This window comes from Tateyamaria omphalii (genome assembly GCF_019802125.1).
Classification (GTDB): Bacteria; Pseudomonadota; Alphaproteobacteria; order Rhodobacterales; family Rhodobacteraceae; genus Tateyamaria; species Tateyamaria omphalii_B.
Genome location: NZ_JAHVHT010000001.1, coordinates 284,484 through 298,484, shown reverse-complemented (window position 1 = coordinate 298,484; position 14,001 = coordinate 284,484). Strand labels below are relative to the sequence as shown.

The window sequence follows — 14,001 nt, the reverse complement described above, 5'->3', positions numbered from 1 at the left end:
GTTAATCAGCGGTGATATGCCGCGGTTGCACAGTCTGATCAAGGAAGGCTGACCATAGCCTCGCCACCGTTTGCGGATGCGTGATGGGCCCCATGTGCCCCACGCCGTCCAATGTCTCTGACTGCACGTGTGGCAAGCGGCGGGCGATGGCGCCATTCACCTCGGCGGCCCAGGGTGACGTGGCCCCCGCCATCAGGAGCGCGGGCATGGTTGCGCGGTCGAACTGACCGGGCGCGAGGAGGCCCGCGCTGTCGTGCAGGACCGTGGGCGTGCTGTGCCGGACGAACTGGATGCGGTCGGTCATGTACTGGCGCGTCGGGGCCGGGATAGTGTCCCAGGGTGGGCCGTCGCCCCATGCGCGGTTGAAGGCGCGCGCGGCCTTTTCGTCATCACCTGCTGCAAGTGCTGCGTCGAAATCGACGGTGTCGGCGGCATAGCGGTCGGCAAAGCCTGGATTGTCCGCGATGGCGGGGGCGAAGAAGACGGGTTCGAACATGGCGACGCTGCGGACACGCTCGGGGTGCTCGATCGCCAGCCGCAGCGCGACCGTTGCGCCAAAGCTGTGGCCGATGATGTCGATGGGGTCCGGGCCGATGTCGTCCATCACGGCGCAGGCCATGGCGGTGGCGGTGTCGTGCAGGATGCCCTGCCCGTCCCAGTCGCCCGACTTGCCGTGATTGGGCAGGTCGAAGGCGTGCAGCGTCAGCCGGTCGCCCAGCGCCGCCCCCACGCCGCGCCACGCGCCGGAGTGGGCCAGCGTGCAATGGATGGCGAGCGCGGGCCGCGGGCCGGAGCCGAAGCTCCGGCTGTGAAAGTGCGGGATCACAATGTGCCGGAGAGGTGCAGGTCGAGATCTTCGAGCTTGTCCTGGCCCCAGAACCGCTGGTCGCCGTCCACGATGTAGAACGGGGCGCCGAAGACACCCTTGTCCACCGCTTCTTCGAGATTGGCGGCGTAGGTTTCGGCACCGGACAGGAGGCCGCTGTCGGCAAGTGTTGGGTCAAACCCGGCTTCGGACAGGCAGGATTTGATCACGTCGTCCTGCGCGATGTCCTTGTCCTCCGCCCAGACGGCGCGGAGGATGGCGTGGACTAGCGTGCCCAGATCACCCCCGCCCGCGTTCTGTGCCGCGATGATCGCGTAGGAGGATGGCGCGGCGTTGGTCGGCCAGTGGGCGGGTTTCAGCTTGAACGGCATGTCGTATTTCTTGGCCTGCCGGACGAGTTCCTGTGCCCGGTATTCGACACGGTTGATGTGCCGGTCCTTGGGCGGGGTGCCGCCGGTCCGTCCGAAAAGTGCAATCACATCAAGCGGTTTGTAGGTCACTGTAGCCCCATGTTTGTCGGCCAGCGCCTCGAACCGTTTCCCGGCCAGGTAGGTGTAGGGAGACAGCGTTGCAAAATAATAGTCGATGTGGGGCATTTTCGTCCTCGGTCGTGGGGTCTGCTGTTTCGCGGGACGGTACCCCCGTGTTAAGCGGAGTCAACATCACGAATCTGTCACAATCGTGCTGCGCGGGGATACGACATGCCGACCATTCAAGAGCCCAAGCTGATCTCGGGCAATGCCAATCTGCCATTGGCAAACGCAATTGCGCGGCGCATGTCGCTGCATCGCGGTGTGAACGTGGGGCTGGTGGATGCCCGCGTGGAGCGTTTCAACGACGGTGAGATTTTCGTCGAGGTGTTCGAGAATGTGCGGGGTGAGGACATGTTCATCATCCAGCCAACATCGAACCCCGCAAATGACAACCTGATGGAGCTGCTGATCATGTGTGATGCGCTGCGCCGGTCGTCAGCGGCGCGGATCACCGCAGTGATCCCGTATTTTGGCTATGCGCGGCAGGATCGGCGCAGCAAGGCGCGGACGCCGATTTCGTCGAAGCTGGTGGCCAATATGCTGGTAGGTGCGGGGATCGAGCGGGTGCTGACCATGGACCTGCATGCCGCTCAGATCCAGGGGTTCTTCGATATTCCGGTGGACAACCTTTATGCCTCGCCCGTGTTTGCGCTGGATCTGAAGACCCAGTTTGCGGGCAGCATGGAAGACGTGATGATCGTGTCGCCTGACGTGGGCGGTGTGGCGCGTGCCCGTGATCTGGCCAAGCGGATCAATGCACCGTTGTCGATTGTCGACAAGCGCCGCGAGAAGGCGGGCGAAGTGGCCGAGATGACCGTCATTGGCGATGTCACCGGCAAGACCTGTGTCATCGTGGACGACATCTGTGACACCGCCGGGACGCTGTGCAAGGCGGCCGAGGTGTTGATGGAGAACGGGGCCAAAGAGGTGCACTCCTACATCACCCATGGTGTGCTGTCGGGCCCTGCCGTGGATCGGGTGACGAAGTCCGTGATGAAATCGTTGGTCATCACCGACAGCATTCAGCCGACCGAGGCCGTGAAAGCTGCGCCGAACATTCGCATCGTGCCGACTGCGCCGGTGTTTGCGCAGGCGATCCTGAACATCTGGCATGGCACGTCGGTGTCGTCGCTGTTCGAGGCCGAGACGCTGTCGCCCATCTATGACGGCATGTACGCCGCCGAGTGAGCGATCGGCTGCAGCTTTTCCACTGGTGTCCCCCCGATCTGAGGGGGACGGATTTGTTGCCGCTGTCTGACCTGCAGTCCGCGCAACCTGACATTCATGCGCGCGCGATGCGCAAGTATCAGAACCGCATGGGGGCGCCGCAGCGCCCATTGCCCGAACTTGGCTGCGTCTGGGCCGATTGCGTGATGCTGTCCCCTGTCCATCCGGAGGCTTTGCGGGCGGCGCGGCTAGAAAACGGTCTGGGCTGGCCGGAGACCGGGCACCGTTTCCTGGCCTTTGATGCGGCACGTTTTGATGCGCGTGCGGACCGCATGTGCATCTGGCTTTATTCCGATACGGCCAAGCCGACCTCTCCGCCCGATTACAGCGTCGCCATGACGGACGTTGTTCCCTACTCCAGTGAACGGCTTGAGACGCTCGGGCATGTGTCGGCCGGTGCGCGCAGCTACATGGCGGAGATGGCGCAACTGGGCACGCCGCCCCTGATGTTTGTCGGCATCCCGCATGTGCTGCATCGTGGATCGATCCCGCTGGCATGGTCGCGCACCATTACGGTTTGATGGCGCCTATGTTTGTGGCACCGCGGGCGGGTATCCCTGCGCCGCGTATCGCTCGGCACTGGACAGCCCTGCCCCCTTGCCTGAATATCCGGGCAAAATGATGGGGAGATTTCACATGAAGACCATTCTGACCGCTGCCGTGCTGAGCACCCTTGCCAGCGGCGCTTTGGCGGCGGGCCATTGTGCCGCCGGAAAGACACTGACCGACGGCACGCTGACCATCGCGACGGGCAACCCTGCCTATTACCCTTGGGTGCTGAATGACGCGCCCGAGGCCGGTGAGGGGTTCGAGGCTGCGGTGGCTTATGCGCTGGCCGAGGAGATGGGGTTTGCGGCGGAGGACGTGACATGGGTGCGCACGTCCTTTGACGAGGCGATCCAGCCCGGCGCCAAGAATTTCGATCTGAACATGCAGCAATATTCCATCACCGAGGACCGGGACAAGGTGGTCGATTTCTCGTCGCCCTACTACACCGCGCCGCAGGCCGTTCTGACCACGAAGGCCATTGTCGATGGCGGGGCCACGGCCACGATGGAGAGCCTGAAAGTGTTGAAATGGGGTGTTGTCGCATCCGCGACCGCCCTGCCCATCGTCATGGAAGTGATCGAGCCTGATGCCAGCCCGCTGGTCTATGACGACAACGCCAATGTCACCGCGGCCATTCAGGCGGGGCAGATTGATGCGGCCCTGTTTGATCTGCCCACAGCCCTTTACCTGTCGGCCGTCGTGGTCGAGGGTGGCGCGATCCTGGGGCAGTTTGATCCGGCGGCGGCAGAGAACCCGGATCAGTTCGGGATGCTGATGCCCGAAGGGTCCGAGCTGAAGGCGTGCGTGGACGAGGCGCTGGCTGCCATGACCGAGAGCGGCAAGCTCGCCGAGATCGAGGCGCAGTGGCTGCAGGAAGCCACCGGGGTTCCGCTGATCCGGTGAGCAGACGCGGCGCGTATGAAGCCCGGCAGAGGCGCCGGGCCAACTTGATTGCGGGGGTCAGCACCTTGATCGTGCTGGCCCTTGTCATTGTGCTTGTCCCGCTGGCGCCAGGGTGGGAGGCGGTGCGCGCCTCCTTCTTTGATGGCGAGGTGTTCGTGCGGGTGTTCCCCGACCTCTTGCGCGCCTTCCTGCTGGATGTGGCGATCTTTGCGTGGTCGGTGCCGATGATCTTTGCCATGGGTCTGGCCATTGCGCTCGCACGCGGCAACACCAACCCGGCGCTCTTTCCCTTGCGCATCTTCGGCGCGGTCTATGTCGATCTGTTTCGCGGCATTCCCGTCGTCCTGCTGGTCTACCTTGTCGGCTTCGGCATTCCGGGGCTTGGCCTGTCGCGCCCGTGGAACTCGCCCTATATCTGGGGCACCGTGGCACTTGTGCTGACCTATTCGGCCTACGTGGCCGAGGTGCTGCGGTCGGGGATCGAAAGCATCCATGCCAGCCAGCGCAATGCGGCCATCTGCCTGGGCCTGAGCGAACGGGACACGATGCGCTTTGTCATCCTGCCCCAAGCGATCCGCCGCGTGGTGCCTGCCAACATGAACATGCTGGTGGCGTTGCAGAAGGACGTGGCACTGCTGAGTTTCATCGGGCCGGTCGAGATCTTGCGGCAGGCCGGGATCTTCAAATCGCTCCTGGCGAATTTCACGCCCTATGTCGTCGCCGCCGTCATCTTTTTGTGTGTGACCGTGCCAGCCACCCGCTATGCCGACTACCTGCTGAACAGGGACCGCAATGCAAGATCCTAGACTGTCCCTGCGCGGCGTGACGAAAAGCTTTGACGACGTGCAGGTGCTGCGTGGCATCGACCTGGACATCGCACCGGGCGAGATGGTGTGCCTGATCGGCGCGTCCGGATCGGGCAAATCGACGCTGTTGCGCTGCATGAATGGGTTGGAGCCCGTCGACGATGGCGAAGTGTGGCTGGACGGTGTGGACATTGCCGAGCCCGGTTTCGACCTCGCCCCCGTACGCCAGCGCATCGGCATCGTGTTCCAGAGCTTCAACCTGTTTCCGCATATGACGGCCTATGAGAACGTCGCCCTCGCCCCCCGCCGCGTGCTGGGAGAGGACGCGCGGGACCGGATCGAGGCATTGTTTGTCCGGTTCGGGTTGGCCGATCACATCAATAAATACCCCGACCAGTTGTCCGGTGGTCAGCAACAGCGGGTCGCGGTGATCCGGGCACTGGCGATGCGTCCCCAGACGATGCTGCTGGACGAGATCACATCCGCCCTGGACCCGGAACTGGTGGGCGAGGTGCTGGATGTGCTGCGCCAATTGCGGGATGACGGGATGACGATGGTGCTGGCCACACACGAGATGGCCTTTGCCCGTGAAGTCGCGGACCGGGTGGTGTTCATGGATCAGGGTGTCGTGGCAGAGGAAGGTGCGCCCGACGCGATATTCTCTGCGCCGGAGCGGGAGCGGACCCGGAAATTCCTGGCGAGCGTGTTGCGGTAGGTTTTCGAAAAATGGGGCCTGTTGAAGGTGCCCGAGTACCTCATGCGCCGGGGACTGTGATGGACGGTCAACAACGGCCTTTTGATTTGCCGGCCAGCGCCGCTTCCACATACGCATTCTGGGCGTGCATCAGGTAAGCCTTGGCCCGCGTGGCAACGCAGCGCGGGTGTTCCATTGCATCCGCGCTGACCTCCTCGTTCCGTGTCACGGGTGGACAAGGCACGAACAGGACATCCGACTTTGCGCGATCCAGTGTTTCGGATGTGATCCGGAAGCGCTGGAATTCGCATTCCGCGTCCGCCGAGATGCCGCTTGGCCAGCAATCTGTGACGATCATGTCAGCGTCGCTGATCACGGCCGGATCAGACGACACCCGCGCGCGATCTGGAAGAGTGTCGGGCGAGAACCCAAATCCTGCCGGGGTTACCTGAATGACGTTGATCGGCAAGACAGAGGCGGCTTCGATCCACGATTGCGCGATATTGGCTGCGGGGCCGACCATTGCCACGGTCATGCCATCCCAGGAGCCTCTCACCGAGAGTGCAAAGGCAAGATCGCCCAGAACCTCACAGGGATGATTGTCATTGGTCCTGAGATTCAGGACGGGACACGCAAGAGCGTCTGCAAAACGCCGCAGTTTTTCAAGGCTGGGCGTTCGGACGGCGAGCAGATCGAACCAGTTGTCCATGTAGGCCGCGAGGTCATGCAGTTCTTCCGCGCCCTCGAGCCCGGCAGTGACCGTGACGCATGTCCCGCCCATCTCTGCCACACCGAGCGACAGGGCCGTCGGGTTGCGCCAGCCGGGCAGTTCGGCAATTGAACCGATGCGCGCACCGTTCAGAGACCTTGGCGTGCATCTGTTTACCCAATCACATTCAAGCTGGATCGCCCGTTCTGCCAAATGCTCGATCTCCTCCGCGGCGAGATCGGAAAGCGACAGCAAATCTTGGGCGTTGATCATCGGGGTTCATCGCGTTGCGCAGCTTTGCCTTTAACGCGCAGACTAGACCGGCTGTGCGAAGGCAGAAAGCACGTATCCTGCTTTGGACCTTGAGGTCGGCGTTGTCGCGTGTCGTCAAGACGGGTTTGGAGGCGAAATCCCGCGCTCAGTCCTAGTACAGGTCCCAGTCGTCTGCCTGCCGCAGCTCTCCCATGGCCATCCAGGCGAGGCGCACGCGGGCGACCCTTGTGTCACCCCAGGTGCGAAAGACCAGGTCAAACCCGTCCTGCGTGATCGTTTCCGCGGCCACGTCAGCCCGCACTGGCGTTTCCGCGTCGACGTCCCACATGGAGATGGAGACGTGCACCGACGGCTCCGTCCGGAACGGTTCGGAAAATGCGATGCGGCGGCGGCGTTCGCGTTGGCCGCGGCCGGTCCACATCTCGCCCCCGTCTTCGAAGTCGGAAAACAGGACCGTATCGCCTTGATCGATCCCAATCAGGTGGTTGCGCAGTCGTTTCATCTGGTCGTTCTTTTGAGTGTCACAATGTCGTAACACGTCACCGTCGCATTTTAAGGCTAAAAAAGTGAAAAGGCCCCGCGAAATGCGAGGCCCTTGTCCATTCGGTGTCGAAGGGTCAGAGGTTCGGCTGCTTGGTGCCGAGCCCGATCTCTCCGCCCATGGCGACCATGTCGGCGAGCAGCTTGGCTGCGTCATCGACAGGACCCGGTTCGTTCTGGAAGTTGTCCTTGGCGCGGTTGTAGATGTCCTGCGCTTCGTCGAACATGGCGTCCATCTGGTCCTGGGTCATGTCACCCTTGGCCACGGCACGTTCCGCCAGAACCGACACGCCAGCAGCACCAATCTCGGCAAAGCCGCCGGTCACCACGTATTCGTGGGTTTCGCTGCCCGCCTCGACCTTGAGCACGCCGGGGCGCAGGGTCGTGATCGTGGGGGCGTGGTCGGCCATCACGGTCATGTCGCCATCGGCACCGGGAATTTGCACGGCTGTCGCATCCATGGACGCGAGGCTGCGCTCGGGCGATACCAAATCAAATTGCATCGTCTTCTCCTATTTGGGGCGGCGGGGAGACCCCCGCCCTACGCCCGGAGATTGAGATGTAGGGCGGGTTTAAACCCGCCTTACGATTAGGCTGCGTCGGCTGCCATCTTCTCGGCTTTGGCTTTCACCTCGTCGATGCCGCCCACCATGTAGAAGGCGCCTTCGGGCAGATGGTCGTATTCGCCGGCCACAACTGCCTTGAACGAGGCAATCGTGTCTTCCAGCGGGACCTGCACACCGTCGGAGCCGGTGAACACTTTCGCCACGTCGAAGGGCTGCGACAGGAAGCGCTGGATCTTGCGGGCACGCGCCACGGTCAGCTTGTCCTCTTCCGACAGTTCGTCCATCCCGAGGATGGCGATGATGTCCTGAAGCGACTTGTAGCGCTGCAGGATCTGCTGCACGTCCGAGGCCACCTTGTAGTGCTCTTCACCCACGATCTGCGGGTCCATCAGGCGCGAGGAGCTGTCGAGCGGGTCCACGGCGGGGTAGATCCCCAGCTCGGAGATCGCACGGGACAGAACGGTTGTCGCGTCCAAGTGAGCAAAGGTGGTTGCAGGTGCGGGGTCGGTAAGGTCGTCCGCAGGCACGTACACAGCCTGGATCGAGGTGATCGAACCCGACTTGGTCGAGGTGATCCGTTCCTGCATCGCACCCATGTCGGTGGCCAGCGTCGGCTGGTAGCCCACCGCCGAGGGGATACGACCGAGCAGAGCCGACACCTCGGAGCCCGCTTGGGTAAAGCGGAAGATGTTGTCCACGAAGAACAGAACGTCGGTACCCGATGCGTCGCGGAACTGTTCCGCCAGCGTCAGACCGGTCAGGGCCACACGGGCACGCGCACCGGGAGGCTCGTTCATCTGGCCGTAGACCAGAGCCACTTGGCTTTCTTCGAGGTTGTCGGGCTTGATCACGTTGGATTCGATCATCTCGTGATAGAGGTCGTTGCCCTCACGCGTCCGTTCACCCACACCGGCGAACACCGAGTAACCCGAGTGCACTTTCGCGATGTTGTTGATCAGTTCCATGATCAGAACGGTCTTGCCCACGCCAGCACCGCCGAAGAGGCCAATTTTGCCGCCCTTCGAATAGGGGGCCAGCAGGTCCACAACCTTGATCCCAGTCACGAGGATTTCGGACTCGGTCGACTGTTCAGCGAACTCAGGCGCAGGCGCGTGGATCGCGCGCTTTTCCTCGGCGGCGACGGGGCCACCTTCGTCCACGGGCTCGCCCACGACGTTCAGGATGCGGCCGAGCGTCTTGGGACCCACGGGCACCATGATCGGGCCGTCGGTGTCGGTGACTTCCTGACCGCGCACCAGACCTTCGGAGCTGTCCATCGCGATGGTGCGGACAGTATTTTCACCGAGGTGTTGCGCAACCTCAAGCACCAGCTTGTTGCCGTTGTTGTCGGTTTCCAGAGCGTTCAGAATCTCTGGCAGGTGGTCATCGAACTGCACGTCGACGACGGCCCCGATGACTTGTGTTACTTTACCTTTAGCGTTTGCCATTATCTCGTCTCCGGGTGTCTTTAGAGCGCTTCCGCGCCCGAAATGATTTCAATCAGCTCGTTGGTGATCACGGCCTGACGCGAGCGGTTGAATTCGATGGTCAGCTTGTCGATCATCTCGCCCGCGTTGCGGGTCGCGTTGTCCATGGCGCTCATCCGGGCGCCCTGTTCGGAGGCGCCGTTTTCGAGCAGGCCAGAGAAGATCGCCGTGGCCACGCCGCGCGGCAGAAGGTCGGCGAGGATCGCCTCTTCGTCCGGCTCGTAATCATAGAGCGTGTCGGCCCCTTCGTAGTCCTCGGGGATTGCGAACGGGATGATCTGTTGCGCGGTCGGGATCTGCGTCACGACGTTCTGGAACTTCGAGAAGAAGATCGTCGCCACGTCAAATTCGCCCGCATCGAAGCGGCCCAGCACATCCTTGGCCACGCCCTGGGCGTCCGCGTAGGACATCCGCTTGACCTCGGTCAGGTCCACGTGACCGACGAAGTTGTCCTCGTAGTCGCGCTTGAGCTGATCGCGGCCCTTCTTGCCGACCGTCAGGATCTTGACGGTCTTGCCTGCGGCGATCAGTTCTGCCGCCTTGGCCTTGGCCAGCTTGGCGATGTTGGTGTTGAAACCACCGCACAGGCCACGCTCGGCTGTCATCACCACCAGGAGGTGGGTCTGGTCCGAGCCGGTGCCCGACAACAGCTTGGGTGCGCTGTCAGAGCCAGCCGCAGCCGATGCCAGCCCCGCCATGACGGCAGTGAACCGTTCGGCATAGGGGCGCGACATCTCGGCCGCTTCCTGTGCCCGCCGCAGTTTTGCGGCGGCCACCATCTGCATGGCCTTGGTGATCTTCCGCGTGGATTTCACGCTTTCGATCCTGTTTTTCAGGTCCTTGAGATTTGGCATTGCCCGATCTCCTTATGCGAAGGTCGAAGCGAACTCGTCGAGGACCGCCTTCATCTTGTCGACATTCTCGCCGCCCTTGAACTTGGGATCTTCGTCCGCGATCCACTTCAGGAAGTCGGCTTTCTGCGAGCGCAGGAAGGCCAGCAGACCAGCTTCGAACTTGCCCACTTCGCTGACTTCGATGTTGTCGAGGTAGCCGTTGGTGCCTGCAAAGATCACGCAGACAATCTCTGCGTTGGTCAGCGGCGCGTATTGCGCTTGCTTCATCAGCTCGGTCAGGCGTGCGCCACGGTTCAGCAGCTGCTGGGTTGCCGCATCCAGGTCGGAGCCGAACTGGGCGAAGGCCGCCATTTCGCGATATTGGGCCAGCGACAGTTTCACCGGACCGGCAACGGACGACATCGCGTCTGTTTGCGCCGAGGACCCCACGCGGCTCACGGACAGACCGGTGTTCACGGCGGGGCGGATGCCCTGGTAGAACAGTTCCGTTTCAAGGAAGATCTGGCCGTCGGTGATCGAGATCACGTTGGTCGGGATAAAGGCCGACACGTCGCCGCCCTGGGTTTCGATGATCGGCAGAGCCGTCAACGAGCCTGCGCCGTTGTCTTCGTTCAGCTTGGCCGAACGTTCCAGCAGGCGCGAGTGAAGGTAGAAAACGTCGCCAGGATAGGCTTCGCGGCCCGGCGGGCGGCGCAGCAGCAGCGACATCTGGCGGTAGGACACGGCCTGCTTGGACAGGTCATCATAGATGATCAGCGCATGGCGGCCGTTGTCACGGAAGTATTCCGCCATTGCGGTCGCGGCATAGGGCGCCAGGAACTGCATGGGCGCGGGGTCGGATGCGGTGGCTGCCACGACGATCGAGTAGTCGATCGCACCGGATTCTTCCAGTTTCTTCACCAGCTGCGCCACGGTCGAACGCTTCTGGCCGACGGCGACGTAGATGCAGTAGAGCTTCTTGCTCTCATCATCGCCGGCTGCGTCGTTGTAGGATTTCTGGTTCAGGATCGCGTCGAGCGCCACGGCGGTCTTGCCGGTCTGACGGTCGCCAATGATCAGTTCGCGCTGGCCACGGCCAATCGGGATCATCGCGTCCACGGCCTTGAGGCCGGTCGCCATCGGCTCGTGCACCGATTTACGCGGGATGATGCCGGGCGCTTTCACATCTGCGACGCGACGCTCGGAGGCGTTGATCGGACCCTTGCCGTCCAGCGGGTTGCCCAGACCGTCCACAACGCGGCCCAGCAGTTCATCACCGGCGGGCACGTCCACGATGGAGTTGGTGCGCTTGACGGTGTCGCCTTCTTTGATGTCGCGGTCGGAGCCGAAGATCACGACGCCGACGTTGTCGTTTTCGAGGTTCAGCGCCATGCCCTGAATGCCGCCGGGGAATTCAACCATCTCACCGGCTTGCACGTTGTCGAGGCCGTAGACGCGGGCAATCCCGTCACCCACCGACAAAACGCGGCCCACTTCGGCCACTTCTGCTTCCTGACCAAAGTTCTTGATCTGGTCTTTCAGGATCGCAGAAATCTCTGCTGCTTGGATACCCATTTATCCGACCTCTTTCATTGCATTCTGGAGTGAAGCGAGCTTGGAGCGGATCGACGTGTCGATCATCTTCGAGCCCACTTTAACGATCAAACCGCCGATGAGGCTTTCATCGACGGAGGCATTGATGGTGACGTCCTTGCCCATGCGGGCCTTGAGCGTCTTGGCGAGTTTGTCCGACTGCGTCTTGGTCAGCGCCTTGGCACTTGTCACGTCAGCGGTCAGCTCGCCCTTGTCTTCGGCAATCACTTCGCGCAGCGCCTGCACCAGTTGCGGCAGCACGAACAGGCGACGCTTTTCAGCCATGAGCGCCAGCGTGTTGGCCGTCAGGTCCGTCAGCTTGGCTTTTTTCGCGATGGCAGTGATGGCGGCGGCCTGCTCTTCCCGGCTGTAGACGGGCGAGTGGATCAGGGCATTGAAATCACCGCTGTCGGCCATTGCGGCTGTCAGGGTTTCAATGTCGCCTTCGAGTTTTTTTACGGCTTTGCCTTCCTTGGCAAGTTCGTAGACAGCTGTGGCATAGCGGGCTGCGATGCCTGTGGAGATCGAAGCTGGTTCGGACACGTCCACCCTTTCGATGTCTTGGCCCGGATTGCTGCACGAGGGATGCGTGGCCCGGGGTGTTGGACCGCCCTGATTTTGGCCAAGGCGTGAAAATCAGGGGGGATGTAGCAGAGGGTTTGTCACCCCGCAACATGTGTTCGTGAACACCGCTTCCGGTGCTTTTTGAGACTTTTCAAAGAGTTAACAAAACTGCGACCGAATGGCCCGCAGGAATTGTAAGAATTCGGTCACAAAACGTGCGCGTTTGTGGGCGATTCCTGTGCGCAAGAGTGCGGCATTCGGCATGAGCCGCATCATTCAGGCATTTCGGGCAATCCCGCCGGACAAGGGTCATTGTGCACAAATCCGGTGCAAAGGCGCCCGATAAGTTGACTCAATTCGGGGGCCGATACACCCTGGTGCCTCAGTTATTGTCCTGGGGGTATTATGAGTGCAATTGCTTTGCTCGCGCTGTTTGGCGGCGCGTTGATGTTGACCGCTGCGCAGGAGGGCGACGGCGACGCCCCGGACCCCACGGCAGAAGATCCGGAAGTGCCGCAGGATCCGGTGGAAGATCCCGTCCCCATGGATACCGGTGCAACCTTTGACGCGGGCGCGGACGGTGTCCGGATTGATGTCGGCGAAGACGAGACCGGCACACTTGCAACCATCATCTACGCAGACACCGAGGATGACCCGGACAATTTCGTCGAGACCTACGAAGCGCGGTACTATCTGGTGCCCGAGGGCGTGGATTGGTCAGGTGCCACTTGGGAAACGCAAAACGAAGTGCCCGGGCTGGACGTGTTCCCGGGCGGCGCCTTTTCCTACGAGTTGGCGGACTTTGAAGAACAGTTCGGTCTGGAACTCTTGGGCACTGTTGCCCTGGAACCGGACGGGTTCGCCACCTTCCCGACGCAGGGTGAGATGGACGCCCCGCTGCCCGAGCTGACGGCGAACCGGCCTGTGGATCTGTATTACCTCGAAGCGAATACGGACGGCGACGAATTGATCACCTTTCTGCCCGAAGACTTTGTCGTCACGCGCAACGGCGTACCCGCCACGGAGGTCGATGAAGATACGGTCGGCACCGCCGATACCGATTGGTTCGAAGCGACCACCGGGGGGATCACCATCGACGGCGCAGGTGGCGATGACATCCTGACCACGAACATCGCCGACGTCACTCTGAATGGTGGCGCAGGCGACGACACGATCGAAGGCGGTGCCGACATCACGGCCGATGGCGGCGATGGGAACGACTCGATCAATATCGAAAGCGGATCGGTGATTGGCGGTCTTGGCGACGACACGATCGACCTTCTGGGCGGCACGGCGGAAGGCGGCGAAGGCGCGGATGTCCTGCGCAGCTATACGGACGCCGAGGCCACGTTGTTCGGCAACGCCGGTGACGACCGCTTGTCCGTGTCAGGCGATGGCTCGGAAGCGCATGGCGGTGATGGAGACGATTTCGTCGGCGTCGATACAGCTGCGGCCTCGGGTTTTGGCGGGGCCGGGAATGACACGCTGCAACTCGATTCAGGCGCCTTCGGTGATGGCGGCACAGGCGACGACCTGTTCACGGTCTGGAACCAGTTTCGTGATGAAGATGGGCCAGCGACGGTCACCACCGGTGACGGCGAGGACACGATCAGCGCCATGGTCTGGAACCCGCTGAATGGCCGGGCCGAGGATGTTTACCTTTCGGTGACCGACTTCGACCCGGCCGAGGATGTGTTGATGGTTGGCGTCTTTCAAACGCAGGACGTCGCCGTGGACGAGGTCGACATCGTCGAAGCAAGCGATGGCAGTTTCACGGATGTCGAAGTGACGTATACGCCGCGGTCTGGTCAGGACCCCGGCATTGCCGTCATCCGGCTGGTCGGCACCACCGGGATGACAGCGGATCAAGTGATGATCGTCGCCTGATTGCTTCTGGT

15 protein-coding genes are annotated in these 14,001 nt (G+C 62.1%); 6 read left to right on the top strand and 9 right to left on the bottom strand.

Going from position 1 to position 14,001, the window contains the following annotated elements:
* Nucleotide 1: 1 nt before the first annotated feature.
* Nucleotides 2–826: an alpha/beta fold hydrolase gene (locus tag KUV51_RS01505; RefSeq protein ID WP_222519855.1), complete on the bottom strand. Its 825-nt coding sequence runs from the start codon at nucleotides 824–826 to the stop codon at nucleotides 2–4.
* Nucleotides 823–1,422, bottom strand: a complete 600-nt coding sequence (locus tag KUV51_RS01500; RefSeq protein WP_222519854.1) for a 2-hydroxychromene-2-carboxylate isomerase — start codon at nucleotides 1,420–1,422, stop codon at nucleotides 823–825. Before KUV51_RS01500 ends, KUV51_RS01505 begins: the two co-directional genes overlap by 4 nt.
* A 105-nt stretch (nucleotides 1,423–1,527) precedes the next feature.
* Here KUV51_RS01500 and KUV51_RS01495 point away from each other — a divergent pair, with 105 nt between their 5' ends.
* The 5 genes from KUV51_RS01495 to KUV51_RS01475 all read left to right on the top strand — a co-directional run bounded on the left by KUV51_RS01495 (nucleotide 1,528) and on the right by KUV51_RS01475 (nucleotide 5,559).
* A complete protein-coding gene (locus tag KUV51_RS01495) occupies nucleotides 1,528–2,547 on the top strand; it encodes a ribose-phosphate pyrophosphokinase (RefSeq protein WP_222519853.1) in 1,020 nt (339 codons plus the stop codon).
* A complete protein-coding gene (locus tag KUV51_RS01490; RefSeq protein WP_222519852.1) occupies nucleotides 2,544–3,107 on the top strand; it encodes a hypothetical protein in 564 nt (187 codons plus the stop codon). Before KUV51_RS01495 ends, KUV51_RS01490 begins: the two co-directional genes overlap by 4 nt.
* A 115-nt stretch (nucleotides 3,108–3,222) precedes the next feature.
* On the top strand, nucleotides 3,223–4,038 hold the full coding sequence (locus KUV51_RS01485) for an ABC transporter substrate-binding protein (RefSeq protein ID WP_222519851.1): 816 nt from the start codon (nucleotides 3,223–3,225) through the stop codon (nucleotides 4,036–4,038).
* Entirely contained in the window at nucleotides 4,035–4,844 is an 810-nt protein-coding gene (locus tag KUV51_RS01480) for an amino acid ABC transporter permease (RefSeq protein ID WP_222519850.1), read from the top strand. Before KUV51_RS01485 ends, KUV51_RS01480 begins: the two co-directional genes overlap by 4 nt.
* Nucleotides 4,831–5,559 carry an amino acid ABC transporter ATP-binding protein gene (locus KUV51_RS01475; protein ID WP_222519849.1) on the top strand — a complete coding sequence of 243 codons (729 nt, stop codon included), beginning with the start codon at nucleotides 4,831–4,833 and terminating at the stop codon, nucleotides 5,557–5,559. The genes KUV51_RS01480 and KUV51_RS01475 overlap by 14 nt, the downstream gene beginning before the upstream one ends.
* Nucleotides 5,560–5,626: 67 nt before the next feature.
* On the opposite strand, the gene KUV51_RS01470 is transcribed toward KUV51_RS01475, so the two are convergent.
* The 7 genes from KUV51_RS01470 to KUV51_RS01440 form a co-directional block, all read right to left on the bottom strand.
* Nucleotides 5,627–6,520, bottom strand: a complete 894-nt coding sequence (locus tag KUV51_RS01470) for an ornithine carbamoyltransferase (RefSeq protein ID WP_222519848.1) — start codon at nucleotides 6,518–6,520, stop codon at nucleotides 5,627–5,629.
* Between the two features lie 151 nt (nucleotides 6,521–6,671).
* Nucleotides 6,672–7,022 carry an H-type lectin domain-containing protein gene (locus tag KUV51_RS01465; protein WP_222519847.1) on the bottom strand — a complete coding sequence of 117 codons (351 nt, stop codon included), beginning with the start codon at nucleotides 7,020–7,022 and terminating at the stop codon, nucleotides 6,672–6,674.
* A gap of 115 nt (nucleotides 7,023–7,137) precedes the next feature.
* Complete coding sequence (locus KUV51_RS01460; RefSeq protein ID WP_222519846.1) at nucleotides 7,138–7,563, bottom strand: F0F1 ATP synthase subunit epsilon; 426 nt, start codon at nucleotides 7,561–7,563, stop codon at nucleotides 7,138–7,140.
* 86 nt (nucleotides 7,564–7,649) lie between these two features.
* A complete protein-coding gene (atpD, locus tag KUV51_RS01455) occupies nucleotides 7,650–9,074 on the bottom strand; it encodes a F0F1 ATP synthase subunit beta (protein WP_222519845.1) in 1,425 nt (474 codons plus the stop codon).
* Nucleotides 9,075–9,094: 20 nt separating this feature from the next.
* Nucleotides 9,095–9,967: a F0F1 ATP synthase subunit gamma gene (locus tag KUV51_RS01450; protein WP_222519844.1), complete on the bottom strand. Its 873-nt coding sequence runs from the start codon at nucleotides 9,965–9,967 to the stop codon at nucleotides 9,095–9,097.
* A gap of 12 nt (nucleotides 9,968–9,979) precedes the next feature.
* Entirely contained in the window at nucleotides 9,980–11,521 is a 1,542-nt protein-coding gene (gene atpA / locus KUV51_RS01445; protein ID WP_222519843.1) for a F0F1 ATP synthase subunit alpha, read from the bottom strand.
* Nucleotides 11,522–12,082: a F0F1 ATP synthase subunit delta gene (locus KUV51_RS01440; RefSeq protein WP_222519842.1), complete on the bottom strand. Its 561-nt coding sequence runs from the start codon at nucleotides 12,080–12,082 to the stop codon at nucleotides 11,522–11,524. It abuts the gene before it with no gap.
* Between the two features lie 426 nt (nucleotides 12,083–12,508).
* On the opposite strand from KUV51_RS01440, the gene KUV51_RS01435 reads away from it, so the two are divergent.
* A complete protein-coding gene (locus KUV51_RS01435) occupies nucleotides 12,509–13,990 on the top strand; it encodes a calcium-binding protein (protein ID WP_222519841.1) in 1,482 nt (493 codons plus the stop codon).
* The last annotated feature ends 11 nt before the right edge of the window (nucleotides 13,991–14,001 follow it).